The 26,997-nt window shown below is 61.9% G+C and carries 25 protein-coding genes; 16 read left to right on the top strand and 9 right to left on the bottom strand.

All coding sequences use genetic code 11. From position 1 onward, the window contains the following. The first annotated feature begins 15 nt into the window (after positions 1-15). From FHT79_RS20095 to FHT79_RS20085, 3 genes are all read left to right on the top strand, one after another. The gene (locus FHT79_RS20095) at positions 16-2,058 is read left to right on the top strand and encodes a prolyl oligopeptidase family serine peptidase (RefSeq protein WP_097595063.1); all 2,043 of its coding nucleotides are present in this window, start codon (positions 16-18) and stop codon (positions 2,056-2,058) included. Positions 2,059-2,223: 165 nt separating this feature from the next. Beyond that, on the top strand, positions 2,224-3,150 hold the full coding sequence (locus FHT79_RS20090; RefSeq protein WP_028758450.1) for a Gfo/Idh/MocA family oxidoreductase: 927 nt from the start codon (positions 2,224-2,226) through the stop codon (positions 3,148-3,150). Positions 3,151-3,223: 73 nt separating this feature from the next. Continuing rightward, complete coding sequence (locus FHT79_RS20085; RefSeq protein WP_028758449.1) at positions 3,224-3,727, top strand: hypothetical protein; 504 nt, start codon at positions 3,224-3,226, stop codon at positions 3,725-3,727. A 66-nt stretch (positions 3,728-3,793) separates the two neighbouring features. Here FHT79_RS20085 and FHT79_RS20080 read toward each other — a convergent pair whose 3' ends face one another. Continuing rightward, on the bottom strand, positions 3,794-4,243 hold the full coding sequence (locus FHT79_RS20080) for a DNA polymerase III subunit chi (protein WP_183903991.1): 450 nt from the start codon (positions 4,241-4,243) through the stop codon (positions 3,794-3,796). Beyond that, a complete protein-coding gene (locus tag FHT79_RS20075; RefSeq protein ID WP_097595062.1) occupies positions 4,243-5,733 on the bottom strand; it encodes a leucyl aminopeptidase in 1,491 nt (496 codons plus the stop codon). The genes FHT79_RS20080 and FHT79_RS20075 overlap by 1 nt, the downstream gene beginning before the upstream one ends. A 144-nt stretch (positions 5,734-5,877) precedes the next feature. Here FHT79_RS20075 and FHT79_RS20070 point away from each other — a divergent pair, with 144 nt between their 5' ends. The 7 genes from FHT79_RS20070 to rsmA all read left to right on the top strand — a co-directional run bounded on the left by FHT79_RS20070 (position 5,878) and on the right by rsmA (position 14,337). Continuing rightward, positions 5,878-6,651, top strand: coding sequence for a phosphatase PAP2 family protein (locus tag FHT79_RS20070; protein ID WP_097595061.1), 774 nt, complete (start codon positions 5,878-5,880; stop codon positions 6,649-6,651). Between the two features lie 100 nt (positions 6,652-6,751). Next, complete coding sequence (lptF, locus tag FHT79_RS20065) at positions 6,752-7,933, top strand: LPS export ABC transporter permease LptF (protein WP_097595146.1); 1,182 nt, start codon at positions 6,752-6,754, stop codon at positions 7,931-7,933. Then, positions 7,930-9,018 carry an LPS export ABC transporter permease LptG gene (gene lptG, locus FHT79_RS20060; RefSeq protein ID WP_028756981.1) on the top strand — a complete coding sequence of 363 codons (1,089 nt, stop codon included), beginning with the start codon at positions 7,930-7,932 and terminating at the stop codon, positions 9,016-9,018. The genes lptF and lptG overlap by 4 nt, the downstream gene beginning before the upstream one ends. Beyond that, positions 9,018-11,345: an LPS-assembly protein LptD gene (locus FHT79_RS20055; RefSeq protein ID WP_028756980.1), complete on the top strand. Its 2,328-nt coding sequence runs from the start codon at positions 9,018-9,020 to the stop codon at positions 11,343-11,345. Before lptG ends, FHT79_RS20055 begins: the two co-directional genes overlap by 1 nt. 182 nt (positions 11,346-11,527) lie before the next feature. Beyond that, positions 11,528-12,475, top strand: a complete 948-nt coding sequence (locus FHT79_RS20050; protein ID WP_097595060.1) for a peptidylprolyl isomerase — start codon at positions 11,528-11,530, stop codon at positions 12,473-12,475. Between the two features lie 6 nt (positions 12,476-12,481). Next, positions 12,482-13,510 carry a 4-hydroxythreonine-4-phosphate dehydrogenase PdxA gene (gene pdxA, locus FHT79_RS20045; RefSeq protein WP_097595059.1) on the top strand — a complete coding sequence of 343 codons (1,029 nt, stop codon included), beginning with the start codon at positions 12,482-12,484 and terminating at the stop codon, positions 13,508-13,510. Further along, a complete protein-coding gene (gene rsmA, locus FHT79_RS20040; RefSeq protein ID WP_047616321.1) occupies positions 13,510-14,337 on the top strand; it encodes a 16S rRNA (adenine(1518)-N(6)/adenine(1519)-N(6))-dimethyltransferase RsmA in 828 nt (275 codons plus the stop codon). Before pdxA ends, rsmA begins: the two co-directional genes overlap by 1 nt. A gap of 126 nt (positions 14,338-14,463) precedes the next feature. Here the strand turns inward: rsmA and gmk are convergent, their stop codons facing one another. From gmk to fabD, 7 genes are all read right to left on the bottom strand, one after another. Continuing rightward, complete coding sequence (gene gmk / locus FHT79_RS20035) at positions 14,464-15,126, bottom strand: guanylate kinase (protein ID WP_028756976.1); 663 nt, start codon at positions 15,124-15,126, stop codon at positions 14,464-14,466. A 3-nt stretch (positions 15,127-15,129) separates the two neighbouring features. Continuing rightward, positions 15,130-16,017, bottom strand: a complete 888-nt coding sequence (locus tag FHT79_RS20030) for a YicC/YloC family endoribonuclease (RefSeq protein ID WP_097595058.1) — start codon at positions 16,015-16,017, stop codon at positions 15,130-15,132. An 18-nt stretch (positions 16,018-16,035) separates the two neighbouring features. Beyond that, complete coding sequence (gene mltG / locus FHT79_RS20025) at positions 16,036-17,274, bottom strand: endolytic transglycosylase MltG (protein ID WP_028756974.1); 1,239 nt, start codon at positions 17,272-17,274, stop codon at positions 16,036-16,038. A 182-nt stretch (positions 17,275-17,456) separates the two neighbouring features. Further along, a complete protein-coding gene (gene fabF / locus FHT79_RS20020) occupies positions 17,457-18,719 on the bottom strand; it encodes a beta-ketoacyl-ACP synthase II (protein WP_028756973.1) in 1,263 nt (420 codons plus the stop codon). A gap of 93 nt (positions 18,720-18,812) precedes the next feature. Continuing rightward, positions 18,813-19,049 (bottom strand): acyl carrier protein, encoded by a 237-nt coding sequence (locus FHT79_RS20015; RefSeq protein WP_003547058.1) that lies wholly within the window; start codon positions 19,047-19,049, stop codon positions 18,813-18,815. 286 nt (positions 19,050-19,335) lie between these two features. Beyond that, positions 19,336-20,073 carry a 3-oxoacyl-[acyl-carrier-protein] reductase gene (gene fabG, locus FHT79_RS20010; protein WP_028756972.1) on the bottom strand — a complete coding sequence of 246 codons (738 nt, stop codon included), beginning with the start codon at positions 20,071-20,073 and terminating at the stop codon, positions 19,336-19,338. Positions 20,074-20,103: 30 nt separating this feature from the next. Beyond that, positions 20,104-21,048, bottom strand: a complete 945-nt coding sequence (gene fabD / locus FHT79_RS20005) for an ACP S-malonyltransferase (RefSeq protein ID WP_097595056.1) — start codon at positions 21,046-21,048, stop codon at positions 20,104-20,106. A 201-nt stretch (positions 21,049-21,249) separates the two neighbouring features. Between fabD and FHT79_RS20000 the strand changes: the two genes are divergently transcribed. The 6 genes from FHT79_RS20000 to FHT79_RS19975 all read left to right on the top strand — a co-directional run bounded on the left by FHT79_RS20000 (position 21,250) and on the right by FHT79_RS19975 (position 26,976). Beyond that, positions 21,250-22,293 (top strand): aldo/keto reductase, encoded by a 1,044-nt coding sequence (locus FHT79_RS20000; protein ID WP_097595054.1) that lies wholly within the window; start codon positions 21,250-21,252, stop codon positions 22,291-22,293. 312 nt (positions 22,294-22,605) lie between these two features. Beyond that, positions 22,606-23,073 carry a 30S ribosomal protein S6 gene (gene rpsF, locus FHT79_RS19995; RefSeq protein WP_003547040.1) on the top strand — a complete coding sequence of 156 codons (468 nt, stop codon included), beginning with the start codon at positions 22,606-22,608 and terminating at the stop codon, positions 23,071-23,073. A 14-nt stretch (positions 23,074-23,087) separates the two neighbouring features. Further along, positions 23,088-23,336 carry a 30S ribosomal protein S18 gene (gene rpsR, locus FHT79_RS19990; RefSeq protein ID WP_003547038.1) on the top strand — a complete coding sequence of 83 codons (249 nt, stop codon included), beginning with the start codon at positions 23,088-23,090 and terminating at the stop codon, positions 23,334-23,336. Between the two features lie 157 nt (positions 23,337-23,493). After that, positions 23,494-24,480 carry a DUF2232 domain-containing protein gene (locus tag FHT79_RS19985; protein ID WP_183903990.1) on the top strand — a complete coding sequence of 329 codons (987 nt, stop codon included), beginning with the start codon at positions 23,494-23,496 and terminating at the stop codon, positions 24,478-24,480. Between the two features lie 22 nt (positions 24,481-24,502). After that, positions 24,503-25,081, top strand: coding sequence for a 50S ribosomal protein L9 (rplI, locus tag FHT79_RS19980; RefSeq protein WP_028756952.1), 579 nt, complete (start codon positions 24,503-24,505; stop codon positions 25,079-25,081). Between the two features lie 398 nt (positions 25,082-25,479). Next, entirely contained in the window at positions 25,480-26,976 is a 1,497-nt protein-coding gene (locus FHT79_RS19975) for a replicative DNA helicase (protein WP_025393962.1), read from the top strand. The last annotated feature ends 21 nt before the right edge of the window (positions 26,977-26,997 follow it).

The raw sequence follows: 26,997 nt of genomic DNA, 5'->3' as shown, positions 1-26,997 counted from the left end.
TCAGGCAGGTCGAACATGAACCTTCATCTCGAAACGGACGACGATCCGCGTACCCGCCAATTCATCGACGAGCATAACGGGCTTTCCGACAAGGCACTGAGAACACCGGAATTCGCCCAAGATCGCGACGCGATCCAGGCGCTGATCGAACGGCAGGACAGGCTGATCGTCCCGATGCGCCGAGGCGAGTGGCTGTTCGATTTCCGGCAGAGCAAGGACAATCCGCTCGGCGTCTGGCTCCGCCTGCCGGCCAATCAGCAACCCTTGCCCGATGCCGGCTGGGAACCGGTCTTCGATCTCGATGCCTTCTGCGTGAGCGAAGGCAAGCGCTGGAACTGGCGCGGCGCCGTCACCTGCCCATGGGAGCCGACGCGGGTGCTGCTCACACTTTCGGACGGCGGCTCCGATCTTCTCCGGCTGCTCGAATTCGACGCCGAGAGCAAGCAGATCGTCGAGGGCGGCTTCGATACGCCAGCCGCGCGATCGCATGCCAATTGGCTGAGCCGTGACGAGATCTGCTATTTCGGCTCCATCGACCGATTTTCGGCGACCCGTTCGGGATGGCCGCGGGTCGGGCGGCGATTGAAGCGCGGGCAGCGGCCGGAAGAGGCCGCCGTCATGGTCGAAGCCGCCGACGAGGACGTCTACGGCTTCAATCTCGTCATCGACCCGGCCCTGTCAGGCGCTTCGGCCGATGCCGGATTGATCGACATTTTCGTCGCCGCCCATGAGATCGGCGTCGCCAGCGCGTTCCTGATCGCCAATGACGGCACGCAGCGGCGCATCGATCTGCCTCAGGAGGCCGATTTCCAGTTCAATCACGATCATTGCCTTTGGCGGGCAAAGACCGATGAGCGCGTTGCGTCCGGCAGCCTCGTGCTGCAACGCTTCAACCCCAACTCGGAGACGGCTCTGCTCGGGCCGGAGCGGATTCTGTTTCAGCCTGCCGAGGGCCAGTCCATCTCGCAAATGATGCTGATGCGGGAGTGGTGCGTCTTCATCATCTCCGATCGGCTGCGTCCGCGTCTCATGGTGCTGGACCTGACAAGGCCCGATGCCGAACAGCGCGAAATCGCGCTGCCGGCGGACATGCAGACGGCCCATTTCAGGCCGCTGCATGCCGATCTGCATCTCGGAGACGATACGCTCTGCATCGTCGGCCAAGGCTTCCTGCAGCCTCCGGCCTGTTATCGGCTCGAGCTGTCGGATCGCAGCAGAGAGGCCGAACCGATTTTCGTCGCCGCGGCGCCAAGCTATTTCGATGCGGCCGATATGTCATCCGAACTGCTGGAGGCTGTTTCCGAGGACGGGACGAAGGTTGCCTACCGGCTGATCCTGCCGAAGCAGTGGACCAAAGGCGCGCTGCCGGTGCTGCTTTACGGCTATGGCGGCTTCGATGTTTCGCTGTCGCCGAACTATTCCGGCGTGACGGGACGCTGGCTGGAGCAAGGCGGCGCCTATGTGCAGGCCTATATCCGCGGCGGCGGCGAATTCGGACCCGACTGGTATCGCAGCGCCAAGCGGCAGGGGCGAGACAGGGCCTTTGCCGATTTCGTCGCCATCGCCCGCGATCTCGTCGCCCGCGGCTACACCGTGCCGTCGCGGATCGCCTGCCAGGGCGGCAGCAATGGCGGCCTGCTGACCGGCGTGATGCTGACGCGCTACCCGGAGGATTTCGGCGCCGTCTGGTGCCAGGTGCCGGTCCTCGACATGACACGCTTCCACCTGTTCAGCGCAGGACAAGCCTGGATGGACGAATACGGCGATCCGGAGACGCCGGCGGACCGGGATTTCATGCTCGGTTATTCGCCGCTGCACAATGTCGGGCCGGCGACCGAGGTCAGCTATCCGCCGATCTATATCGAAAGCTCCGCCAATGACGACCGCGTGCATCCCTCGCATGCGCGCCGCTTTGCCGCGCGGCTGGAGGAAGCGGGACACCGGCCGCTCTTCCATGAATTCGGCTCCGGCGGGCATGGTGGCGACGGCAATTCCGAAGAGCGCGCCACCCGCGCGGCGATGGGTTACAGCTTCCTTCGCCAAACTATCATGCGCTAAAGCTCTTTGTTTTATACATGTCGTTATCCCGGAACCGCTGCACACTTCCGGGCAACATGTATTAGGATACAACAGAATTGGAGGAGGAGAGCTTGTCGGCGCGCCTCTTTCTGCTACAAACAGGCTCAATAAATCATACTTTTTAACAGGCTCGAGCGAAACACCATGTCCCCTATCAACCTCGCCATCGTCGGCGTCGGCAAGATCGTCCGCGACCAGCATCTTCCCTCTATCGCCAAGAACCCGGATTTTAAGCTCGTCGCCACGGCGAGCCGCCACGGCACGGTCGAAGGCGTCACGAGCTACACCACGATCGAGGCGATGCTCGACGCCGAGCCGTCGATCGATGCGGTTTCGCTCTGCATGCCGCCGCAATATCGCTATGAGGCAGCCTACAAGGCACTTGTCGCCGGCAAGCATGTCTTCCTGGAAAAGCCGCCCGGCGCCACGCTCAGCGAAGTGGCCGATCTCGAGGCGCTTGCGAGCAAGCAGGGCGCGTCGCTCTTTGCCAGCTGGCATTCCCGCTATGCGCCGGGCGTCGAGGCCGCGAAGGCGTTTCTTGCCTCGACGACGATTGAAAGCGTGCATGTGATCTGGAAGGAGGATGTCCGCCACTGGCATCCGAACCAGGATTGGATCTGGCAGGCCGGCGGCCTCGGCGTCTTCGATCCCGGCATCAATGCGCTGTCGATCGTCACCCATATCCTGCCGCGGCCGATCTTCATCACCGAGGCCGTTCTCGAGTTTCCCGAGAATCGCGATGCGCCGATCGCGGCCGACATCCACTTCCGCAATGCCGACGGCCTGCCGGTTCATGCCGAATTCGACTGGCGCCAGACCGGCAAGCAGAGCTGGGACATCGTCGCGGAGACGGCCGCCGGCCAGATGGTGCTTTCCGAGGGCGGCGCCAAGCTTTCCATCAACGGTGCGCTGACATTCGCCGAACCGGAGCAGGAATATCCTTCGCTCTACCGTCGCTTCGCCGAAATCGTCAAAGCCGGCAGATCGGATGTCGACCTCGCGCCGCTGCGCCACGTCGCCGACGCCTTCATGCTCGGCAAGCGGAAGTTCGTCGACGCATTCCACGACTGAGGGTCGCAATAACGTCATAGAAACCGGCAAGATTTGCCGGCCTATGTGCAATAGTGTTCGGGGGCAGCCGCTCATGAGCAACAAAATCCGCCGCAAGGGCCGATTTTTCCGCGTGTTGAAGATTGGCATCCTTGTGGTGCCGCTTCTCGGCCTTGCAGCATGTTCGGGCGAACAGGTCGTCATGCCTCCTGATGCACCGGGCGTTTCCCGATCCGAGGAATATTCCTTCGGATCTGCGACCCAGGCCCAGGATTGGCAGGCCACCAAAAAGGTACTGGACCAACTGGAAGGGCGGTTCGGAGAGAAATCCGTGCGTGTCCTGGCGCGCAATCTCGCCAGCACCACCAGCCCGCAAAGCATCAAGGCCTATTATGCCGAACGCCTTGTCCATCAAGCCGGCTGGGCGGAAATGCCGGTCAGCACTTTTGCCGACAGCGCGTGGGCATTCGCTTTTGTCAGTCCGAGCGGAAAGCGGGTTTTGGCAGTGGAGGCGCTCAATCCGTCGGAAGATGCGGGAGGGATCGTCCCCCTCAACATCCTGACGAACCTCGACGAGGACAAAGGGTCGAAAGGATAACGGCTTCCGACGGCCGCTGAGAACGACGTCGGAAGACTTCGTACAGCAATTCAAAATCTTACAGCGTCAGGCCTTCTTCTCCCACCGCCCCTCCGGCGTCTGCTGCCAATAGGTGAGGTTATGCCCCTCACCTTTCAGCTTCTTCCATTGCGCACGGGCGGCTTCCAGTTGCTCCTGGTCATGACCGTCGAACATGAAGACGATGCGCTCATAGGCATCGGCCGGCGGCGGCTCGGCGCCGTCGACGATGAAACGCACGGTCGCCGCATTGGCATTGTCTGACGTCACCGTCAAAAGCACCGGCTGGCTTTCGGCGAAATCGGCCTCGTCGGTGCCGTGCGGCAGGAAGCTCTCCTCGCGGAACGTCCAAAGATGCTGATCGAGAGCATCGCGCCGCGCCGGCTCATGCGTCTGGACGGCAACGCGCCAGCCGCGCTCGACGCTTTTGTCGATGAGCGGCGGAAGCGCGTCCTCCAGCCGGCTTTCGGTCAGATGATAGAAGAGAACGTCCGTCATCAGGATTCATAATGGGCGCGGACGAGCTCATCGAGCAGGCGCACACCGAAACCGGAACCCCAGGACTGGTTGATCTCGTCCTGCGGCGAGCCCATCGCCGTGCCGGCAATGTCGAGATGCGCCCAGGGCGTGTCCTGCACGAAGCGCTTGAGGAAATGCGCCGCCGTGATCGAGCCGGCCTGCCGGCCGCCGGTATTCTTCATGTCGGCGAACTTGCTGTCGATCAGCTTGTCGTAGTCCCGGCCGAGCGGCATGCGCCAGAGCTTCTCATTGCTCGAAAGGCCGGCTGCCGTCAGCCGGGCGGAAAGCTGGTCGTCATTGGAGAACAGCCCGGCATGCACGTTGCCGAGCGCCACGACGATCGCGCCGGTCAGCGTGGCGAGATTGATCATGAACTGCGGCTTGAAACGATCGTTGCAGTACCAGAGCGCATCGCAGAGCACGAGGCGGCCCTCGGCATCGGTGTTGATCACCTCGATCGTCTGGCCGGACATCGAGGTGACGATGTCGCCCGGACGCTGGGCGTTGCCGTCGGGCATGTTCTCGACCAGGCCGATGATACCGACGGCGTTGACGGCGGCCTTGCGCGAGGCGAGCACATGCATGAGGCCGGTGACGGCTGCCGCCCCGCCCATATCACCCTTCATGTCCTCCATGCCGGCGGCCGGCTTGATCGAAATGCCGCCGGTATCGAAGACCACGCCTTTGCCGACGAAGGCGACGGGACGATCCTTGGCCTTGCCGCCCTTCCACTGCATGACCGCCAGGCGCGGCGGGCGCACGGAGCCCTGGGCGACGCCGAGAAGGGCGCCCATGCCGAGACGGCGCATCTCCTTCTCGGTCAGGATTTCCACTTCGACGCCGAGCTTTTCCAGCTCTCTCGCCTTGGCGGCGAACTCGACGGGCCCGAGCACATTCGGCGGTTCGTTGACGAGGTCACGGGCCAGATTGACGCCGCCGGCAACCGCTTCGGAATCGGAAAACGCCTTCTTGGCACCAGCCGCATCGGCGGTGACGATCGTCACCTTGACAGATTTCGCCGGCTTCTCCTCCTCGTCGCCCTTCTTTGTCTTGTAGGTATCGAAGCTATAGGCGCGCAGCAGCATGCCGAGCGCGAAGTCGGCGGCGGCCCGCGCGCTCGTCTCGAGCCCAGGCACGTCGATGAAGACAGCGGCCTTGTCGGTATTCTTGATTCTCGATGCCGCGGCACCGCCGGCCTTCAGCCAGTCATGGGCGGTGAGTTCGGCGGCCTTGCCAAGCCCGATGACGACGATGCGCTCGACGGGCGCGCCTTCGGGGGCGACGATATCGAGAGCGCTCATGGATTTCGCGGAGAATCGGGCGATCCTGGCAGCCTTGACGATCACGCCTGCCGGGTCGACCGTTTCGGCGCCGGCAGCGCTGTCGGCCTCCACGGTCTTCAACAGGATCGACAGGCCGCCATTGAGCTTTGCCGACTTTGCGAATGAAATTTCCAACTTTGCTGACATGTCTTCTCCGCTGGGATTCTTTGAAATCCGTCCCTGGCGGATAATTTCGCGTTTGGCGGGTCTGTCAATGGCTTGCGACAATTGTTATGGTCGCCCGCGGCCATCACGGCCCTCATGTTTTCGTCAGTTTCGTAGATATTCGCGTTGACAGTTTTTTCGAAAAATCGATGGCGGGGGCTCGCAATCCGCCTGCCGAAAACGACTTTCGGCGCGTTCATGCTGCTGTTCTGGACGTGGTGGGCGCTGCTTGCCGTCTTCCGCGCATTCCCCGGAATAGACATCTATTTTTCCCAGCTTTTTTTCGTGGCCACAGATTGCGATGCGACTGCCGCCGCCGGGAGCATCTGCGGCGGCTTTCCCTATCGCGACGTCGCGACCTTCGATCTGCTACGCACCATCTTTTTCCGCCTGCCCTATGTCGTCGCGATCGTGATGGTGTGGAAAATCATCGAATGCTACCAGCAGCATGGCGCGACCTTCAACGCAGATCGGGCCCGCAAGCTCAAGGTCGCACTCGGAACGCTGCTGATCGGACCGGTGCTGCTCGTCAATGTCGTGCTGAAAGAACATTGGGGCCGGCCGCGGCCGATACAGACGGATATTTTCGGCGGTGCGCTGCATTTCGCCGAGGCGGGTTCGCTTGCCGGAAAATGCGTTTCGAATTGCTCGTTCATATCAGGCGAGGCAGCAAGCGCCGGCTGGCTCTTCTGCCTTCTGATCTTCGTTCCGAAATCCCTGCGTTACGCGCTGGTGCCGCCGGTGGCGGCGATCTCCATCCTCACGCCGGCGATGCGGCTATCCTTCGGCGCGCACTACCTCTCCGACGTCGTTCTCGGATGGCTTTCCTCGCTGGTCGTCTTCGCCGCACTGCTGGCGTTAACTGAGTCGCAACAGCATCAAAAAAATTCTGAAATTTGAATGAATTTTTGACACCAGCTTGTCGCAAAAGCGCGACAAAGAGCGTAGAGGGATTCTCCTGCAAAGCCGTTTGGGCGTGCAGGTGCTTTCAAGGGCAGGCATGAAACTACTCGAGACATACATATTGCGGCGCGTCGGCCAGATGTTTCTCGTGGCGCTCCTGCCCGTTCTGGCGATCATTTGGACGACACAGGTTCTGCAGCGCATCAACCTGGTCACCGACAGCGGCCAGTCGATCGGCTCGTTCGCCAAGCTCGCGACGATGATTCTGCCGTCGATCATTCCCGTCGTGCTGCCCTTCGCACTCGTCATCGCGGTCACCCAGACGCTGACGACGATGAACAACGATTCCGAGCTCACCGTCATCGACGCGGCCGGGGCGCGGCGCAGTGTGCTGATCCGCCCGATCCTGCTGCTTGCCGCCGTCATCAGCGTCTTTTCCTTCTTCGTCGACAACGTCGTCGAGCCGCGTGCAAAGACCGTCGTGCGCCAGATGATCGCCGAGACCTATGCCGACCTGCTGTCTTCGGTGATCGAAGAAAAGACCTTCCGCAAGCTCGATGAAGGCCTTTATGTGCAGATCTCGAAGCGGATGGCCGGCCGCATGCTGAAAGGCCTGTTCGTCGCCGACGAGCGCGATCCGGCCTACGAACTGATCTATTATGCGAAGGAAGGCGCCGTCGACGATACGGGCACGACGCTGATCATGCATGAGGGCGAAGTGCACCGCAAAACGCCCGATGGCAATGTCTCGGTGATCAATTTCGATTCTTATTCCTTCGACCTCTCCGACATGACCGAGAATCGCGGCCAGGCGACCCTGCGCGCCAGCGACCGTGATCTGTGGTTCCTGTTCAACCCGGATCCGGCCGACAAGGACTATACGATCCGGCCGCAGAGCTATCGCGCCGAACTGCACCGCCGGTTGACGGACTGGATCCTGCCGGTCGTCTTTGCCCTGTTTTCGCTGGCGATCGCCGGCGACGCGCGCTCGCACCGCGAAGCGCGGCTGCATCCGATGGTGAGCGCGCTTGCCTATGCCTTCGCGATGCGATGGGCGGCCTTCTACGCGGCCAATCAGATCGACACCGACCCTGAATATATTGCCGTCCTCTACGCCATCCCGATCGTCAGCAGCATCATCTCGATCGTCTTCCTCGGCCTGCACAAACGACTGGTCATGCCGTCGTTCGTTCGGGACCGGATGTCGTCCTTCTGGAGACGAACGCAGGAAAGACTGCTTGCCGCCACCGGCAGGACCGGCGGGGACACTGCCCAATGATGTTCGGGACATTGTCGCGTTATTTCTTTCGCCGCTACCTGGCGACGACGGGCTGGTTCCTGATCGGCGTCTCGGCGATTTCTTTCCTGCTCGATTTCAGCGAGACGGCGGGCCGCATGTCCGGCCTGCCCGGCTACACGATCAGCGGCGGCATCCTGATGACCGCCGTGCGCCTGCCGCTCATCCTGCAGCAGACCGTGCCGTTCATCGCGCTGTTCGTCGGCATGACGGTGCTGATCGGGCTCAACCGCAAATATGAGCTGGTCGTCACGCGCGCAGCCGGCATTTCGGTCTGGCAGTTCATGTTCCCCTTCATCGCCGGCTCGCTGGCGCTCGGCCTGCTGACGATGACGGCGCTCAATCCGCTCGCGGCCTGGGGACAGCGCCAGGCGCTGCTGGTCGAATCCGACTGGCGCGGCGAGAACGCGGTCCTGCGCAAGGCGCCGCAGATTCCGTGGCTGCGCCAGATCAGTGGCCGAGACGATGTCATCATCGGCGCTCAGACGGTTCAGGAGAACGGAACCAAGCTGATCGACGCCGTGCTGATCCATTTCGATTCAGGTGGTCAGGTCATTCTGAGACAGGATGCCGCCACGGCAAAATTGGAAGATGGTTACTGGCAACTTAACAACGTCGTCGAGCGTAAGCCTGGCGAAATCCCCCTGCGTAAAGCTTCGGTTCAACTTCGCACCAATCTGAAACAGGATTTCGTCCAGGAGCGGCTGACAGCGCCGGAAACAATTGGTTTCTTTGACCTTTCCAACCGGATTGCGGCTGCCAAATCCTTCGGTATTTCAACCAAGGCGTTGGAGACGCAATTCAACTCCCTGTTGTCCCAGCCATTGCTGCTGGTGGCCATGACTCTCATTGCTGCAACAGTGTCCCTAAAATTTAGCCGGTTCAACCAATCTCGCTCCGTGATTCTGGGTGGCATCCTCTCGGGCTTCATGCTTTATGTCATCACCGTGCTTGTAAAGGCATTCGGAAGCAGTGGAGTCGTGCCTCCCTTCGTGGCGACGTGGATACCGGTGGTCGTCGCGCTGGCCTTGGGTGCGACTATTCTGCTTCATCAGGAGGACGGCTAGTGGCGGCAGGCGACCGCAAGTATTTTAGTAAACAGCTGGTTGCCCTGCTTGTCGGCGCGACTGTATCTTCCTATTTCGGCAGCGCCCCGGCCTCTTACGGCCAGGCCAGCGCGCCCGAACAAACGATAAAGAATAAGATTCCTGAAGGGGCGAAGCTTCTGCTTTCGGCCAACGAACTCCTCTACAATCGCGACGCCCAGTTGGTGTCGGCGGTCGGCGGCGTTCAGATCAATTATGGCGGCTACAAAATGGTCGCACAGAAGGTCGAGTACAATCAGAAGACCGGCCGGATGATGGCGCTCGGCAATGTCGAGCTGGTCAGCCCCGACGGCAACCGCATCTATGCCGACAACCTTGACGTGACCGACAATTTCGCGGACGGGTTCCTGAACGAACTGCGCATCGAAACGGCTGACAATACGCGTATCGTCGCCGAGAGCGGCGAGCGTGTCGGCGGCACGCAGATGATTCTGAACAAGGGTGTCTACACGGCCTGCCTTCCCTGCGCCGAAGATCCGAAACGCGCGCCCTTCTGGCAGGTCAAGGCCAAGCGCGTGATCCAGAACGGCGTGACGCACACGATCCGCCTGGAGCGCGCGCGCTTCGAGCTGCTCGGTTATCCGATCGCCTTCGTGCCGGTCATGGAAGTTCCCGACAATACGGTGAAGCGCAAGTCCGGCTTTCTCTTCCCGACAATGAGCCTGTCGCAGAATCTCGGCTTCGGGCTTTCCGTTCCCTATTATTACGTGATCTCGCCGAGCATGGACGCGACGGTCACAGCCACCGGCTACACGGCCCAGGGCTTCCTCGTCGAAGGCGAATTCCGCCAGCGCTTCGAAAATGGCACGCATATCCTGCGCGTCGCCGGCATCGACCAGGCAAAGCCGGACAATTTCAGCTCCGGCACCAGCGATGCCGAAGCCGGCCAGCGTGGCATGGTGGCGTCGAAGGCCGAATTCCGCATCAATCCACGCTGGACGTTCGGCTGGGACGTCATGATGCAGAGCGACAACAATTTTTCACGCACCTACAAGCTGCGCGGTCTGAGCAGCACGGATCGGACCAACCAGATCTATCTGACGGGGCTTGGAAAACGCAATTATTTCGATATGCGGGCGTTCTATTTCGACGTCCAGGATGCCGACCGGACGAACACGGCCGAGAAAAAGCAGGCGATCGTCTATCCCGCGATGGACTATCACTATGTGGCGCCGCAGCCGCTTGCCGGCGGCGAGCTTTCGGCCGATGTCAACCTGACGAATATTTCGCGCACCCATGACGACTTCTATACCGTCGACGGCTTCGACCGCTTCCGCGGCCTGAAGGGCCAGACCTCGCGGCTGACTGCCGAGCTGCAGTGGAAGCGCACCTACGTCACGCCGACCGGCCTGGTGATCACGCCGCTGCTGGCTGCGCGCGGCGACGCCTTCGCGCTGAACATGGACGATCCCACGGGCTACACCGGCAACTATGTCGACGGCAATTCCGCCACCCGTTCGATGTTCACGGCCGGGCTGGAGATGCGTTATCCGATCCTGATGACGACGGATAACAGCACGCATATTCTCGAGCCGATCGCACAGATCTATGCCCGCCCCGACGAGCAGCTGGCAGGCCGCCTGCCGAACGAGGATGCGCAAAGCTTCGTCTTCGACGCCACCTCACTGTTCGACCGCGACAAATTCTCGGGCTACGACCGCGTCGAAGGCGGGACCCGCGCCAATGTCGGCGTCCAGTACACCGGTACGTTCGACAGCGGCTACAAGCTGCACGGCATTTTTGGCCAGTCCTACCAGATCGCCGGTCAGAATTCATTTGCGACCGATGATCTCGTCAATGTCGGCGCGGATTCCGGCCTTGAAACCACGCGTTCCGACTATGTCGGCCTCGGCGGCGTCGAGACACCGTTCGGCCTTTCAGTGACCGCCTCCTACCGCCTCGACGAGAAGGATTTCGATTTCCGCCGCGGCGACCTGACGACGGCTTACCAGAACGACACCTTCTCGACGCAGGTGACCTTCACCCATCTCAGCGCCCAGCCGGAATATGGCTTCGACGAAGACAATGACGAGATCCAGACCAGCAGCAGAATCAAGTTCAAGGATTACTGGGCGATTTTCGGCGGCATCGCCTGGGATCTGAATAATGATGTGATCAGCCGCCGGACGCTTGGTCTCTCCTATGACGACGAGTGCACGATTTTCACGATCGCCTACACCGACAGCAGGGATTCCGACGACGAGACGGCAAGCGACTGGACGATCGGCGCACGGCTGACCTTCCGCACGCTCGGCGACATCAAGATCGGCACCGACAGCCTGGAGTGACGGCAGGCGGCGCAAACATCGCCTGAAGCCATTCTTTCGCCGTAAGCCTGTGCAGGACATTGCCGCCAGTCGATATCTGAGGCATAGGGGTTTCGCGCCGTGACGGGAGCGATTTCTGCATGTCTCGCACTGTGGTAAGGACGCCGCGAACACGTCTCGCGGCGCTATTGGGAGGTCAACAGATGATTGACGCGAAAAAAGCCATAACCACGTTCCTCGCCGGGGCGGCGCTTGCATTGCTGACAAGCCTCGCCGGTCCCGCGCTTGCGGCAAGCGAAGTCAAGGCCGTGGTCAACGGCACCGCCATCACCAGCGGCGATGTCGCCAAGCGCCAGGCCTTCCTGCGCCTGCAGCACACGAAGGCCGATGCGAAGACTGCGCAGGAGCAATTGGTCGACGAGACGCTCAAGCGGCAGGAGGTCTCCCGCGTCCATATGTCGGTTTCGCAGCAGGACGTCGATGCGTCTTTCGCGCGCTTTTCGAGCGGCAACAAGCTTTCCGTCGAGCAAATGTCGCAGATCCTCGATCGCGCCGGCGTCGGCGTCGATCATTTCAAGGCTTTCATCGCCGTACAGATGAGCTGGCCGCGCGTCGTCAACGCGCGCTACGGCTCGACCTCGCGGCTGTCGAACTATGATCTCGTCTCGCGCATGATGCAGAACAACAAACAGAAGCCGGTGACGACGGAATATATGCTGCAGCAGATCATCTTCGTCATTCCTGAAGCCAAGCGCGGCGCGATCACCGGCAAGCGTAAGGGCGAGGCCGAGGCGTCGCGCTCGAAATTTCCGGGCTGTGATCAGGCAAAGGTCTTTGCCGCGACGATGCGCGACGTGTCTGTGCGCGATCTCGGCCGCATGCTCGCCCCCGAGATCCCGCCGGATTGGAAACCGCTGGTCGAGCAGGCCAAGGGCAATACGACGGGCACCCGCGTCACCGACAAGGGCGTCGAATATCTGGCGATCTGCAGCCAGCGCCAGGTCTCCGACGATCAGGCCGCCGAAATGGTCTTCCGCCAGGAAGATCTCGACAAGTCCAAGGCCGGTAAAAAAGATGCCGGCCCGGAAAACGAAAACAGCAAGAAATACCTGGATGAACTGCGCAAAAAGGCGCAGATCGCCTACCGCTGACCGACGATGGCGACACCGTTTTCGCGACCGCTTGCGCTGAGCCAGGGCGACCCCGCCGGCATCGGGCCGGATATTACGCTGATGGCGTGGCTGCGGCGGCGCGAACTTGGGCTGCCGCCTTTCTTCCTGATCGGCGATCCTGATGTCCTGGCGCTGAGAGCCCGCCAGCTCAATCTGGCGGTTTCGATCCGCGAGACGCACACGGCCAGCGAGGCTGCCGGCCTATTTGCCGACGCGCTGCCGGTCATGACCGTCCCGGCCGGCATCGAAGTGGTGGCCGGCGAGCCGCATGCGGCTACGGCGAAGGGCACGATCGCATCGATCGAGAAAGCCGTGTCGCTCGTCATCAGCGGCGAGGCGCTCGCGGTCGTGACCAACCCGATCGCCAAGGCCGTGCTCTACGAGGCGGGTTTCCGGTTTCCCGGCCATACCGAATTTCTCGCCGATCTCGCCGCCAGGGCGACGGGCCGGCCGGTGACGCCTGTCATGATGCTGTCCGGTCCGAAACTGCGGGCCATTCCCGTCACCATCCACATTCCGGTCCGGGACGTGCCGCAGGCGCTGACCGGCGAACTGATCGTGGAAACCTGCCGCGTCGCCCATGAAGACCTCAGGCACCGCTTCGGCATCGAGGCGCCGCGGCTCGCCGTTGCCGGCCTCAACCCGCATGCGGGCGAAGGCGGGACGATGGGCCGGGAGGACGAGGACATCATCCGTCCGGCGATCGAGCGCCTGCGCGACGAGGGCATCGATGCGATCGGCCCCCTGCCCGCCGATACGATGTTCCATGACGAGGCGCGGGCGCGTTACGATGTCGCCGTCTGCATGTATCACGATCAGGCGCTGATCCCGGCCAAGGCACTCGGTTTCGACGACAGCGTCAACGTGACGCTCGGGCTTCCCTTCGTGCGCACCTCGCCGGATCACGGCACCGCTTTCGGCATCGCCGGCAAGGGACTGGCGCGCGAGCAGAGCCTCATTGCCGCGCTGAAGCTCGCCGCCCAGCTTGGCCGCAGCGCCGAAAGCCGCCGCTGATGGCTGCACTCGACGGTCTGCCACCGCTTCGTGACGTCATCCAACGCCACGGCCTCGATGCGCGCAAGGCGCTCGGGCAGAACTTCCTGCTCGATCTCAACCTCACCCAGAAGATCGCCCGCACGGCGGGGACGCTTGACGAGGCAACCGTCATCGAGGTCGGCCCCGGCCCCGGCGGGTTGACCCGCGCGATCCTGGCGCTCGGCGCCAGGAAGGTTATCGCCATCGAGCGGGATACACGCTGCCTGCCGGCGCTCGCCGAGATCGCCGATCATTATCCCGGCCGGCTCGAGGTGATCGAAGGCGACGCGCTGAAGACGGATTTCGAGACATTGGCGCCGGAAGGCCCGATCAAGATCATCGCCAACCTGCCCTACAACGTCGGCACGCAGCTTTTGGTCAATTGGCTGCTGCCGAAAGCCTGGCCGCCGTTCTGGCAGTCGCTGACGCTGATGTTTCAGAAGGAAGTCGGCGAGCGTATCGTCGCTGGCGAAGACGATGATCACTACGGCCGTCTCGGCGTGCTCTGCGGCTGGCGGACAGAGGCCCGCATGGCTTTCGACGTGCCGCCGCAAGCCTTCACACCGCCGCCGAAGGTGACGTCGACGGTCGTGCATCTCACACCCCGCGAAAATCCCATCCCCTGCGCTGTCGCCGATCTGGAAAAGGTGACGCAGGCCGCCTTCGGGCAGCGCCGCAAGATGCTGCGCCAAAGCCTGAAACCGCTCGGCGGTGAGCGCCTGCTCATCAAGGCCGGGATCGATCCGGCGCGGCGAGCCGAGACCCTTTCCGTCGAAGAGTTCTGCCTGTTGGCGAACAGCCTCTAAAGCTCGGCGAAAAGCCAGCCGTTCTAGAGCATTTCCATTTTTTCTTCGAATCACGAAAATGCTCTATCTCTTTGTTTTCACGCAATTCCGGACGCAAAACCGCCGTGCACTTTTGCTGGAATTGCTCTAAAGCGACGGCGTTTCTTCCAGCAGTCCGCGGACGAAGTCGAACATGCCATGGCGGCGGTCGCGGCGCAGGCGTTCGGCCTTGACGATCGACTGAACCGCGTCGAAGGCGGTGTCGAGGTCGTCGTTTACGATGACATAGTCATATTCGCGCCAGTGGGCGATCTCGGCGCGGCTGTTGGCGAGGCGCGTCTGGATGACCTCTTCGGAATCCTCGGCGCGGCGATGCAGCCGCGACTGCAGTTCGGTCATGGTCGGCGGCAGCACAAAGATCGAGACGACGTCGGCCGACATCTTCTCCTGCAATTGCTGGGCGCCCTGCCAGTCGATATCGAAGAGCATGTCGCGGCCTTCGGCCATGGCCTGCTCCACCGGCTCGCGCGGCGTGCCATAGAAATTGCCGTGCACCTCGGCCCATTCGAGCAGCGCATCGCTGTCACGCAGCCGCTCGAACTCACGCACACTCTTGAAGTGGTAATGCACGCCCTCAACCTCGCTCGGGCGGCGCGGGCGCGTGGTAACGCTGACGGAAAGGCCGATATTCTTGTCGATCCCCAGCAGCGTGCGCGCGATGGTGGACTTGCCGGCGCCCGATGGCGACGAAATGACAAGCATCAGACCGCGGCGGGCGATCTGCACGGGCGAAGTTTTCGCCGGTTTCATGTCTTACTCCAAATTCTGGACCTGCTCGCGGAACTGGTCGATCACGACTTTCAGCTCGATGCCGGCAGCGGTCACTGCCGAGGCATTCGACTTCGAACAGATGGTATTCGATTCGCGGTTAAATTCCTGTGCAAGGAAGTCCAACCGGCGCCCGGCAGGGCCACCTTTCACCAGAAGATCGCGCGCGGCGGCGATATGGGCCTTCAGACGATCGATTTCCTCGCGCAGATCCGCCTTGGTCGCCAGCAGCGCGGCTTCGGCATGCAGCCTGTCGCGGTCGAGCGCGGCCATGCCATCCATCAGCAAGGCGACCTGTCCGGCAAGCCGCGCAGCGATCTCCTGCGGCGAGCGCGACGGATCGGCCTCGATCGTCCATGCCAGGCCTTCGATCGTCGCGACATGGTCGAGAAGAATGCGGGTCAGCGCCGCCCCTTCCTGTTCGCGCATCGCCCTAAGATCGGCAAGCGCGGCCAACAGGCCGGCAGCGATATCGGCGTCACGGGCGGCAAGCGCCTCCTCGCCATCCTCGCCTTCGCGGAATTCCACGATGCCGCGCACCAGAAGCAGCGTATCGAGCTTCAGCGGCGACGGATCGATCACCCCGTCCAATTGCTCGCGCATGGCCAGCACGGCGGCGAGCGCCTCCCTGTTCAGCACCGCCTCGAAGCGGTTCTCGTCGGCGGTGACGGATAGGGATGCCTGCAGGTTGCCGCGGCTGAAGCTTTCGCCGGCGAGGCGGCGGACCTCCGCCTCCATGCGTTCGAGACCGGGCGGCAGGCGGAGGCGCAGATCAAGGCCCTTGCCGTTGACCGAGCGCAGTTCCCATGCCCAGCGCCAGCGGCCGCTCGTTCCCTCGCGCCGCGCAAAACCGGTCATGGACTGCAAAGCCATGCGAACCTCCCGAAGGTATCAGTTGATCTTCTTTTTCTTCGGCGGCACGACGGTCGCGCCACTATCCGCCGGCTGCTCTTCCGGCTGGCCGTCAACTGCGATGTTCGGATCCGAACCCTTGTCGGCTTCGAGCTTGCGCCAGCGCTTGACGTTGGCGTTGTGCTCCTCGAGCGTGGCGGCAAAGACATGGCCGCCGGTGCCGTCGGCAACGAAATAGAGATCCTGCGTCTTCCAGGGATTGGCGACGGCTTCGAGCGCATCCTTGCCGGGATTGGCGATCGGCGTCGGCGGCAGCCCCTTGATGACATAGGTATTGTATGGCGTGTCCCGCTTCAGGTCCGACTGGTAGATCGGCCGGTCGGCCGGTTTACCCTCGCCGCCGAAGAGACCGTAGATGATCGTCGGATCGGATTGCAGGCGCATGCCCTTGCCGAGCCGGTTCAGGAAAACGGAGGCGACATGCGCACGCTCGTCGGGAACGCCGGTTTCCTTTTCGACGATCGAGGCGAGCGTCACGAACTCCTCCTTGGATCGCAGCGGCAGCGAGGAGTCGCGCTTGTCCCAGATCTGATCGACGAGCTTCTGCTGCGCAGCCGCCATCTGGTCGATGATTTCCGAGCGTTTGGTGCCGCGCGAGAATTTGTAGGTATCCGGACGCAGGCTGCCCTCGGTCGGCAGCGCGGCCGGCAAGTCGCCTTCCAGCACAGTATCCTGCAGCATGCGGTCAAACATCTGGCGGACCGTCAGGCCCTCCGGGAAGGAAACGGAATAGAGAATGGACTTGCCCGATTTCAGAAGCTCCATGATATCGCTCATGGAAGCCCTCGCCTTGATCTCGTATTCACCCGCTTTCAGGCTCTCACCGGCAGAAAGATGCGTTGCCGTGAGATAGCGGAAGATGCGGGCATCGCTGATGATCGCATTGCGCTCGAGGTTCGAGGCGATTTCGGCCAGACCAGCGCCGTTGCGGACGATGAAATTGGTGTTGGTCTGCAGCGGACCGGGGTTTCGATAGGTCGATGTGGCGTAGTAGAAGCCGATGACGGCGACGACGCAGACCAGAACCGCCATGGTCATGATGAAGTTGAGGAAAAGAACCACCTGTCCGCGGGCTTTCTTGGAGCGCTTCGGCGGCTCCGGGACGCGCTCCGGACGCAGGGCTTCGCTCGGCGACTTCGGGATGATCGGTCCCTTCTGTGCCTGCCGGTCGTTCTCGCCCTGCGGGGTATCGTTGCTCTGGTTCGTCGTATCGCTCACCGGCAATCCTCTAAAACTTGACCCTCACTTCGCTATTTCGCGAAGCAATGCGGCAAAAGCAGGTTCTGCCGCCGTTCAACGGCGCCGCTGCCGGTCGTTATGCTCCCGCACGTCCCGCTACGCAACGTAGGGAACGGCCGGCCTGCGGCGCAAGGGACCCCCGTTACGCCGCGTAGAGGCCCTTATTGTGCGTAGCGGCGCAGCACGAGCGACGCGTTCGTGCCGCCGAATCCGAACGAATTGGACAGCGCCACATTGATTTCTCGCTCGCGCGCCTTGTGCGGCACAAGATCGATCGCCGTCTCACGTTCGGGATTGTCGAGATTGAGCGTCGGCGGCGCGATATTGTCGCGGATGGCGAGCGTGGTGAAGATCGCCTCGATGGCGCCGGCAGCACCGAGAAGGTGCCCTGTCGCCGACTTGGTCGAGGACATCGAGATCTTCGACGCCGCATTGCCGACCAGCCGTTCGACGGCGCCGAGTTCGATCGTATCGGCCATGGTGGAAGTACCGTGGGCGTTGATGTAATCGATATCGGCCGGCGTCAGCCCGGCCCTCTTCAGCGCCATCGCCATGCAACGGCCGGCGCCCTCGCCGTCCTCGGACGGCGCGGTGATGTGATAGGCATCGCCCGACAGGCCGTAGCCGACGACTTCGGCGTAGATCCTGGCGCCGCGCGCCTTGGCGTGTTCCAGTTCCTCGAGCACGACGATGCCGGCGCCCTCGCCCATGACGAAGCCGTCGCGGTCGCGGTCGTAGGGGCGCGAAGCCTTTTGCGGGTCGTCATTGTGCTGGGTCGACAGCGCCTTGCAGGCGGCGAAGCCGGCAAGCGAAATGCGGCTGACCGGGGATTCCGTGCCGCCGGCGACCATGACGTCGGCGTCACCCAGCGCGATCAGCCGAGCGGCATCGCCGATCGCATGCGCGCCCGTCGAGCAGGCGGTGACGACCGAATGATTGGGGCCGCGCAGCTTGTGGCGGATCGAGACCTGGCCGGAGACGAGGTTGATCAGGCGGCCGGGAATGAAGAAGGGAGAAATGCGGCGCGGGCCCTTGTCGCGCAGGGTGTAACCCGCCTCGACGATGCCTTCGATGCCGCCGATGCCGGAGCCGATCAGCACGCCGGTGGCGATCTGGTCCTCATCGGTCTCGGGGTGCCAGCCGGCATCGGCAAGCGCCATGTCGGCGGCGGCCATGCCGAAGATGATGAAGGGATCGACCTTTCGCTGTTCTTTCGGCTCCATCCACTGATCGACATTGAATGTGCCGTCGGTGCCGTCACCGACAGGGATACGGCAGGCGATCTTGGCGGGAAGGTCGTCGACTTCGAATTCGGTGACGAGGCGGGCGCCGTTCTGGCCGGCAAGCAGCCGGGACCACGTCACCTCTGTTCCGCATCCCAAGGGTGATACCATGCCGGTACCGGTGATGACGACACGTCTCATCGCGTGCTTCCCCCCGTCTCTTATGTTCTATGGAGAAATATGCCGAAAAGAAAAGGGCGGACTCCAGGCCCGCCCTTTCTCAAATGCACAGGATCAGGCCTGGGCCTTCTCAATAAACTTCACGGCATCGCCGACCGTCAGGATCGAGTCGGCAGCGTCGTCAGGAATTTCAACGCCGAATTCTTCTTCGAAAGCCATGACAAGTTCGACCGTGTCGAGCGAGTCAGCGCCCAGATCGTCGATAAAGCTGGCGCTCTCGACGACCTTGTCGGCATCGACGCCAAGATGATCAATAACAATTTTCTTTACGCGTTCTGCGATATCGCTCATGTCGGTTTCCTCGACCTTATGTCCTGATCGGAATGCCATTGCGGCACCCTTACCCTGTTTCAGCCTGCGATGTTTTCAGACATCCTCGGCAAACTCGTTTACCCGGCTTCAGAGATGTCCCAGGCTTGCAAAAAGCCCGCCGGTCCGTCTGCTTTCTCGGGACGACTGTTCACAGTCATGGCCCGCTTAACATGCTTTATGTCTGCCGCAAAGCCAGAAAATCAACGGTTCGTGATTGCTCAACATGCTATTGGCGGAATTATACCCATGCCAACAGTTTGTCGTTTCAGATCATCGCCATGCCGCCGTTTACGTGCAGCGTCTGGCCCGTCATGTAAGCAGCCTCGGAGGAGGCAAGATAAGCGACCGCCGAAGCGACCTCGCCGCCCGTACCCATGCGTTTCATCGGGATCGCTCCCATGATCGCTTCCTTCTGCTTGTCGTTCAGCTTGCCGGTCATGGCGCTCTCGATAAAACCGGGCGCCACGCAGTTGACCGTCACGTTGCGGGTGGCAATTTCCTGCGCCAGCGACTTGGTGAAGCCGATCATGCCAGCCTTGGAGGCGCAGTAATTGGCCTGGCCCGGATTGCCGGTGACGCCGACGACCGATGTGATGTTGATGATGCGGCCATAGCGGCGACGCATCATCGGATGCGTCAATTCGCGCGTCAGGCGGAAGGTCGACGTCAGGTTGACTTCGAGCACGCTGTCCCAGTCCTCGTCGCTCATGCGCACGAACAAGCCGTCGCGGGTGATGCCGGCATTGTTGACGAGAATGTCGACGCCTTCGAGGTCGGCCTCGGCCTTCTGCCCGAGCGCCTTGACCTCATCGCGGTCGGAGAGGTTGGCCGGGAAGATCTTGACGCGCTCGCCGAGTTCGGCGGCCAGCGCTTCCAGCTTCTCGACGCGGGTGCCGTGGAGGCCGACGATAGCGCCCTGCTTATGAAGAAGGCGGGCGATTTCCTCGCCGATACCGCCCGATGCGCCGGTGACGAGAGCCTTGCGGCCGGAAAGATCGAACATGGAAACGTTCCTTATATCTGGAGATACCAATCAGGCCATGAGGGCGGCGACGGCCGCGTCGATATCCGCCGGACCGTTGACGGAGATGCCGTTGATCGTCTTGTCGATGCGACGGGCAAGGCCGGTCAGCACCTTGCCGGAACCGAGTTCATAAAGCGTCGTGACGCCATTTCCGGCGAACCATTCCACCGTCTCGCGCCAGCGGACCTGGCCGGTGACCTGCTCGACCAGGAGGCCGGCGATCTCGTCGGCGCCGGTCACGGGGGCGGCACGCACATTGGCAATGAGGGGCACGACCGGATCGGATTTCGAAACCGTTGCCAGTGCTTCGCGCATGGCGTCGGCGGCCGGCGCCATCAGCGTCGAATGGAAGGGAGCGGAGACCGGCAGCAGGATGGCGCGCTTGGCGCCCTTGTCGGTCGCAAGGCCGGCGGCCTTTTCGACGGCTGCCTTCTCACCCGAGATGACGATCTGGCCGCCGCCATTGTCGTTGGCGATCTGACAGGCGCCGACGGCAGCCGCTGCCTCGCAGACGGCAACGACGTCGGCGTGTTCGAGGCCGATGATCGCGGCCATGGCGCCGACGCCGACGGGGACGGCCGCCTGCATGGCATTGCCGCGGATGCGCAAAAGCCGCGCAGTATCGGCGAGCGAGAAGGTGCCGGCGGCGCAAAGTGCCGAATATTCGCCGAGCGAGTGGCCGGCGACATAGGCGACCTTGGACTTCAGATCCAGCCCCTTGGCTTCGAGAACGCGGACGACGGCGATCGAGACGGCCATCAGCGCCGGCTGGGCGTTCGCCGTCAAGGTCAACGTATCCTCGGGACCATTGAACATGACGTCCGAAAGCTTTTCACCGAGTGCCTCGTCGACCTCGTCGAAGACGGCGCGGGCTTCGGCAAAATTCTCGGCGAGATCCTTGCCCATGCCGACGGCCTGACTGCCCTGGCCGGGAAAAGTGAAAGCGATGGTCATTTTCATGTCCCTGATTGCGCCCCTTGAGGCTGTTTTGCCTCCAATTGACATTCTTTCCGGCAGAGTCAAGTGGCGGCCCCTTCTCCGCAAAGCCTTTCGCACGCGCGCAAAAGCCCGGTTTTTGATCTTGCGCTCCGCCAAATCCAGCCTAGATTTGCGCGGACCCTCCCAAGGCTTTCACCTCTCTTCCAAGGTTTTTCCATGAAGTACAATTCACTAGGCCGCACCGAGATTTCCGTTTCAGAGATCTGCCTTGGCACGATGACCTGGGGTTCGCAGAACAGCGAAGCCGACGCGCATGCGCAGATGGACTACGCCGTCGAAAAAGGCGTCAATTTCTTCGACACGGCCGAGCTTTATCCGACCACGCCGGTTTCGGCCGAAACGCAGGGTTGGACCGAAGACTATATCGGCAGCTGGTTCGAGAAGACCGGCAAACGCGGGGATATCGTGCTCGCCACCAAGGTTGCAGGCCGCGGCCGCGACTATATTCGCGGCGGCGAAGGCGCCGATGCAAAGAATATCCGACTGGCGCTCGAGGCCAGCCTGGCGCGGCTGAAGACCGATTACGTCGATCTCTACCAGGTCCACTGGCCGAACCGCGGCCATTTCCATTTCCGCCAGAACTGGAGCTACAATCCCTTCAACCAGGATCGCGACAAGGCCGTCGCCAACATGCTCGACATCCTGGAAACGCTCGGCGCGCTGGTGCAGGAAGGCAAGATCCGCGCGATCGGCCTTTCCAACGAAACCACCTGGGGCATACAGAAATATCTGACGCTTTCCGAACAGAAGAGCCTGCCGCGCGTTGCTAGCGTCCAGAACGAATATAACCTGCTCTACCGTCATTTCGATCTCGACCTCGCCGAACTCTCACATCACGAGGATGTCGGGCTGCTCGCCTATTCGCCGCTTGCCGGCGGCATCCTGTCCGGCAAATATGTAGATGGCGGCAGGCCGAAGGGTTCGCGCGGTTCGATCAACCCCGATATCGGCGGCCGCCTGCAGCCGTTGCAGGAACCGGCGACCAAAGCCTATCTGCAGATCGCCGCAACCTACGGCCTCGACCCGGCGGCCATGGCGCTCGCCTTTTGCCGATCGAGGCCGTTCATGGCCTCGGTCATCATCGGCGCAACCTCGATGGAGCAGCTGAAGATCGATATCGGCGCGGCCGAACTGACGCTCTCTCACGAAGTCCTGGCGGAGATCGCCAAGGTGCACCGCCAGTATCCGCTGACGCTTTGATCATCTTGCCGTAACGCCCCCCCCCCCCGACGCCGACCATCGGTTTGCGTCGGGTCCGATTGCACTTGCCTTTGCCCGAAAAATCCGTATAAGCCGCCCTGTTCGTTAACCCGGTCTTCTGGCTGGTGGCTGAACGGAGGGCCGGTTTCCATAGGAAATCGTTCGGAACGGAAGCGTTCCAGCCTCCCGTGTCTCCGCTCTCGACCGTCTCGGAAAACGCTTTCTTGCCTGGGCCCGCCCAATCAGGAGCAGTCGTTGAGGCTTAGCCGCCGAATATCGGGTTGAACCAAACGCAAGAAAGGCAAAGCTGTCATGGCTCTTTATGAACATGTATTCCTTGCCCGGCAGGATATTTCCGCTCAGCAGGTCGATGCCCTCGTAGAACAGTACAAGGGCGTGATCGAAGCAAACGGCGGTAAAGTCGGGCGTATCGAGAATTGGGGCCTCAAGTCCCTCACCTACCGCATCAAGAAGAACCGCAAGGCGCACTACGCCCTGATGGACATCGATGCACCGGCTGCTGCCGTCCAGGAAATGGAACGTCAGATGCGCATCAGCGAAGACGTTCTTCGCTACATGACGATCGCCGTCGAGAAGCATGAAGAAGGTCCGTCTGCCATGATGCAGAAGCGCGACCGTGACGACCGTCCGCGTGAAGGCGGCCGTGGCCCGCGTGAAGGCGGCTTCGGTGATCGCGACCGTGGCCCGCGTCCGCCGCGTGAAGGTGGCTTCGGCGACCGTGACGACCGTCCGCGCCGTCCGCGCGAAGACCGTGTATAAGGGAGATCCGAGATATGTCTGAAACTTCCTCCGCTCCGGTCCGCCGCCCGTTCCATCGCCGCCGCAAGACCTGCCCGTTCTCCGGCGCCAACGCGCCGCGGATCGACTACAAGGACGTACGTCTGCTGCAGCGCTACATTTCCGAGCGCGGCAAGATCGTTCCGTCCCGCATCACGGCGGTTTCCCAGAAGAAGCAGCGCGAACTCGCCCAGGCGATCAAGCGCGCCCGTTTCCTCGGCCTGCTGCCCTACGTCGTCGCCTGATCGGCTGACGTGACCAACTCCTGAGGGAAGGCATTCGTGCCTTCCCTTCTCCCTTCTGCGATGGGCGCGGATCGGAACTCTTAAAACCCATGTTGAGATGTTTCTGAATTCGATTCAGCAACATCCTCTAACTGCTTGATGAAGCAGGACAGCGACCTTGAAACGACTAAACATTAGAACGCTGCTGATCGGCGCACTCGCCGGATTGACCGCCGCCCTGCTGGTGCTGGGCGCGAGCATGCAGCCGTCGTTTTTCAGCGCGCTTCTCTACACGGCTTCAGCGCTGCCGATTCTGATCGTCGGGCTCGGATGGGGCAATGCCGCGGCGATCTCGGCCGTCACCACCGCTGCCGCACTCGGCGCGATCTTGATCTCGCCTTCCTTCGCGCTGATCATGACGCTGGTGACGCTTCTGCCGGCCGGCTGGCTGAGCCATCTCGCCAATCTCGCGCGTCCCGCCTCCGAACTCGGTGGCCCCGACCACCTGCTTGCCTGGTATCCGCTCTCCGATATCCTGCTGCATCTCTGCGGCCTGGTGACGCTCGCCGTCATCGTCATCGGCGTGATCATCGGCTACGGGCCTGAGATCACCGATCCGATCGTCGACCTGCTGATCACCTCGCTCAAGCAGCAGCAGCCGGAATTCATGCCCGATCCGGCGGCGACCGCGCAGACCAAATCGCTGATCCTGCTGATGCTGCCGGCTTTGCAGGGCGGCATGTGGGTCTCCATGCTGTTTGCCGCCTGTTATTTTGCGGTGCGCATCGTCTCAGCCTCCGGCCGCGGCCTTCGCCCGCGCGAGGACATTCCCTCGTCGCTGCGCATGAACCGCAACTCGATCTTCATCTTCCTGGCCGGGCTTGCCGCCTGCTTCTTCGGCGGCGTTCCGGCGCTGGTCGGCGCGACCGTGATCGGCACCTTCGGCGCCGGTTTCATGCTCTCCGGTTTCGCCTCGCTGCATTTCCGCACGCGCGGCAAGGACTGGCGCATGCCGGCCCTCATCCTTAGCTACCTGGCTTCGATGCTCATGCTGCTGCCAGCTCTCCTCATCCTCGTCCTTGGTCTCAGCGATACGCGCAAGGCGATCGCGCTGACCCCGACGAAAGATGCTGATGCCCCCAAACAACCCGATACGAAAATCTGAGACACTAGAAAGGAAAAAGAAAATGGAAGTCATTCTTCTCGAACGCATCTCCAAGCTCGGCCAGATGGGCGAAACCGTCAAGGTTCGCGACGGCTTTGCCCGCAACTACCTGCTGCCGCTCGGCAAGGCGCTGCGCGCCAACGCCGCCAACAAGACCCGCTTCGAAGCCGAGCGTGCGACGCTCGAAGCCCGCAACCTCGAGCGCAAGTCGGAAGCCCAGAAGGTCGCCGACGTTCTCGACGGCAAGTCCTTCATCGTCGTGCGTTCCGCCGGCGAAACCGGCCAGCTCTACGGTTCGGTCGCCGCCCGTGACGTCGTCGAGATCCTCGCCGCCGAAGGCTTCAACATCGGCCGCAACCAGGTTCACCTCAACACGCCGATCAAGTCGATCGGCCTGCACAAGGTCGAGCTGCAGCTGCATGCCGAAGTCGAAATCCACGTCGAGCTCAACGTTGCCCGTTCTGCCGAAGAGGCAGAGCGCCAGGCCAAGGGCGAAGAACTCACCTCGGTCGACGCGATCTACGGTGTCGACGAAGACGCACTGCGTCCGGAAGACTTCTTCGATCCGGAAGCCGACGGCGTCGACGAAGACGAAGCATAATTTTCGTCGGAGCGATCCACGAGAGGGAAAGCCCGGCCATCGCGCCGGGCTTTTTCGTTTACACACCTTCGACAGACCGTTTTCCACCCCTTCGACAGGCGCAGCCGATCGGGGTCGCTTTTTTAAGGGGATTTCCCGGATGTTTTTGCTGCGCGCCTTATCGCGCCACGCTAAAATACCCTTCTCCGAAACGGATGGGCTGAGTCGGCGCCAGACCGTGTCGTGCGGGTGACACTGCCAGTATTTCTCCTTTGTGTCGCCCAAGACTGTGGAGAAGTCGAACAACGTGCACAGCGTTCAGGATTTAGGCGAAGAGAGCCCCCGCTCCTTTCGCAGCCTCTTGATTTTCGCGTCCGGAATTGCAAATCCGGAGCTGGAAAAAGACAGAACGGATGATGATGAACGACGCCGCTCGAAAGATTGCAGCCGTTGCTCCGTCGGAGCAGCATTATCGCGAAGCACCCAACAATATCGAAGCCGAGCAGGCGCTTCTGGGCGCGATCCTGATGAACAACGACGCCTATTACCGGGTGTCGGACTTCCTGAAGCCTATCCATCTCTATGAACCGCTGCATCGGAAGATCTTCGAGGTTGCCGGCGATATCATCCGCATGGGCAAGATCGCCAATCCGGTGACGATCAAGACCTTTCTGAAGGCCGACGAGAAGGTCGGCGACATGACGGTTTCGCAATATCTGGCGAGCCTCGTCAGCAACGCCGTCACCGTCATCAATGCCGAGGATTACGGCCGGGCGATCTACGACCTGGCGCTGCGCCGGGCGCTGATCACCATCGGCGAGGACGTCGTCAACATCGCCTATGACGCGCCGCTCGACATGCCGCCGCAGTCGCAGATCGAAGATACCGAACGCCGCCTCTTCGAACTGGCGGAAAACGGCCGCTACGACGGCGGATTCCAGGCCTTCAACGATGCCGTTGCGCTGGCGATCGACATGGCGGCCGTCGCCAAGGAACGCGATGGCGGGCTTTCCGGCATTTCCACCGGCATCCATTCGCTGGATTCCAAGATGGGTGGCCTGCAGCGTTCGGACTTGATCGTGCTGGCCGGACGTCCCGGCATGGGCAAGACCTCGCTTGCCACCAATATCGCCTATAACATCGCCGCCGCCTACGAAGGCGAAGTCCAGTCGGACGGCAGCATGAAGGCGAAGAACGGCGGCGTCGTCGGCTTCTATTCGCTCGAAATGTCGTCCGAACAGCTCGCCACCCGTATCATCTCCGAGCAGACGGAAGTCTCCTCCTCGAAGATCCGCCGCGGCGACATCAATGATGCCGATTTTGAAAAGCTCGTCGCCTGCTCGATGATGATGCAGAAAGTGCCGCTCTATATCGACCAGACCGGCGGTATTTCGATCGCCCAGCTTTCGGCGCGCGCCCGCCGCCTCAAGCGCCAGCGCGGCCTCGACGTGCTTGTGGTCGACTACATCCAGCTGATGACCGGCTCGGGCAAATCCAGCGACAACCGCGTCCAGGAAATCACCCAGATCACCACCGGCCTGAAGGCGCTCGGCAAGGAGCTCAACGTTCCGATCATCGCGCTGTCGCAGCTCTCGCGTCAGGTCGAAAGCCGCGACGACAAGCGCCCGCAGCTTTCCGACCTTCGCGAATCCGGCTCGATCGAGCAGGACGCCGACGTCGTGTTGTTCGTGTTCCGCGAGGAATACTACGTCAAAAATTCGGAGCCGCGCGACATCCACGATCCGAAATATCCGGAATGGGAAGCGCTGTTCGACAAGGTAAAAGGTACGGCCGACGTCATCATCGCCAAGCAGCGCCACGGGCCGACAGGCACGGTGAAGCTCGCCTTCCAGTCGGAATTCACCCGCTTCGCCGATCTCGCCGATCCCTCCTTCACACAGTACGAGGAACATTGACGCGGTTTTCCGGGTCAATTT

This window comes from Rhizobium sp. BK212 (assembly GCF_014197475.1).
In the GTDB taxonomy this organism is placed as follows: Bacteria; Pseudomonadota; Alphaproteobacteria; order Rhizobiales; family Rhizobiaceae; genus Rhizobium; species Rhizobium anhuiense.
This window is presented reverse-complemented; position numbering and strand designations above follow the sequence as displayed.

What these genes read in the sequence shown, in the direction of transcription:
- gmk (WP_028756976.1), bottom strand. Translation starts at nt 15,126, where the DNA reads ATGAAACCGGCGAAAACTTCGCCCGTGCAGATCGCCCGCCGCGGTCTG.
- lptG (WP_028756981.1), top strand. Translation starts at nt 7,930, where the DNA reads ATGATGTTCGGGACATTGTCGCGTTATTTCTTTCGCCGCTACCTGGCG.
- FHT79_RS20015 (WP_003547058.1), bottom strand. Translation starts at nt 19,049, where the DNA reads ATGAGCGATATCGCAGAACGCGTAAAGAAAATTGTTATTGATCATCTT.
- FHT79_RS20080 (WP_183903991.1), bottom strand. Translation starts at nt 4,243, where the DNA reads ATGACGGACGTTCTCTTCTATCATCTGACCGAAAGCCGGCTGGAGGAC.
- lptF (WP_097595146.1), top strand. Translation starts at nt 6,752, where the DNA reads ATGAAACTACTCGAGACATACATATTGCGGCGCGTCGGCCAGATGTTT.
- fabF (WP_028756973.1), bottom strand. Translation starts at nt 18,719, where the DNA reads ATGAGACGTGTCGTCATCACCGGTACCGGCATGGTATCACCCTTGGGA.
- FHT79_RS20095 (WP_097595063.1), top strand. Translation starts at nt 16, where the DNA reads ATGAACCTTCATCTCGAAACGGACGACGATCCGCGTACCCGCCAATTC.
- FHT79_RS20030 (WP_097595058.1), bottom strand. Translation starts at nt 16,017, where the DNA reads ATGGCTTTGCAGTCCATGACCGGTTTTGCGCGGCGCGAGGGAACGAGC.
- rpsR (WP_003547038.1), top strand. Translation starts at nt 23,088, where the DNA reads ATGTCTGAAACTTCCTCCGCTCCGGTCCGCCGCCCGTTCCATCGCCGC.
- rpsF (WP_003547040.1), top strand. Translation starts at nt 22,606, where the DNA reads ATGGCTCTTTATGAACATGTATTCCTTGCCCGGCAGGATATTTCCGCT.
- FHT79_RS20075 (WP_097595062.1), bottom strand. Translation starts at nt 5,733, where the DNA reads ATGTCAGCAAAGTTGGAAATTTCATTCGCAAAGTCGGCAAAGCTCAAT.
- rplI (WP_028756952.1), top strand. Translation starts at nt 24,503, where the DNA reads ATGGAAGTCATTCTTCTCGAACGCATCTCCAAGCTCGGCCAGATGGGC.
- fabG (WP_028756972.1), bottom strand. Translation starts at nt 20,073, where the DNA reads ATGTTCGATCTTTCCGGCCGCAAGGCTCTCGTCACCGGCGCATCGGGC.
- fabD (WP_097595056.1), bottom strand. Translation starts at nt 21,048, where the DNA reads ATGACCATCGCTTTCACTTTTCCCGGCCAGGGCAGTCAGGCCGTCGGC.
- FHT79_RS19975 (WP_025393962.1), top strand. Translation starts at nt 25,480, where the DNA reads ATGAACGACGCCGCTCGAAAGATTGCAGCCGTTGCTCCGTCGGAGCAG.
- FHT79_RS20050 (WP_097595060.1), top strand. Translation starts at nt 11,528, where the DNA reads ATGATTGACGCGAAAAAAGCCATAACCACGTTCCTCGCCGGGGCGGCG.
- rsmA (WP_047616321.1), top strand. Translation starts at nt 13,510, where the DNA reads ATGGCTGCACTCGACGGTCTGCCACCGCTTCGTGACGTCATCCAACGC.
- pdxA (WP_097595059.1), top strand. Translation starts at nt 12,482, where the DNA reads ATGGCGACACCGTTTTCGCGACCGCTTGCGCTGAGCCAGGGCGACCCC.
- FHT79_RS20085 (WP_028758449.1), top strand. Translation starts at nt 3,224, where the DNA reads ATGAGCAACAAAATCCGCCGCAAGGGCCGATTTTTCCGCGTGTTGAAG.
- FHT79_RS20090 (WP_028758450.1), top strand. Translation starts at nt 2,224, where the DNA reads ATGTCCCCTATCAACCTCGCCATCGTCGGCGTCGGCAAGATCGTCCGC.
- FHT79_RS20000 (WP_097595054.1), top strand. Translation starts at nt 21,250, where the DNA reads ATGAAGTACAATTCACTAGGCCGCACCGAGATTTCCGTTTCAGAGATC.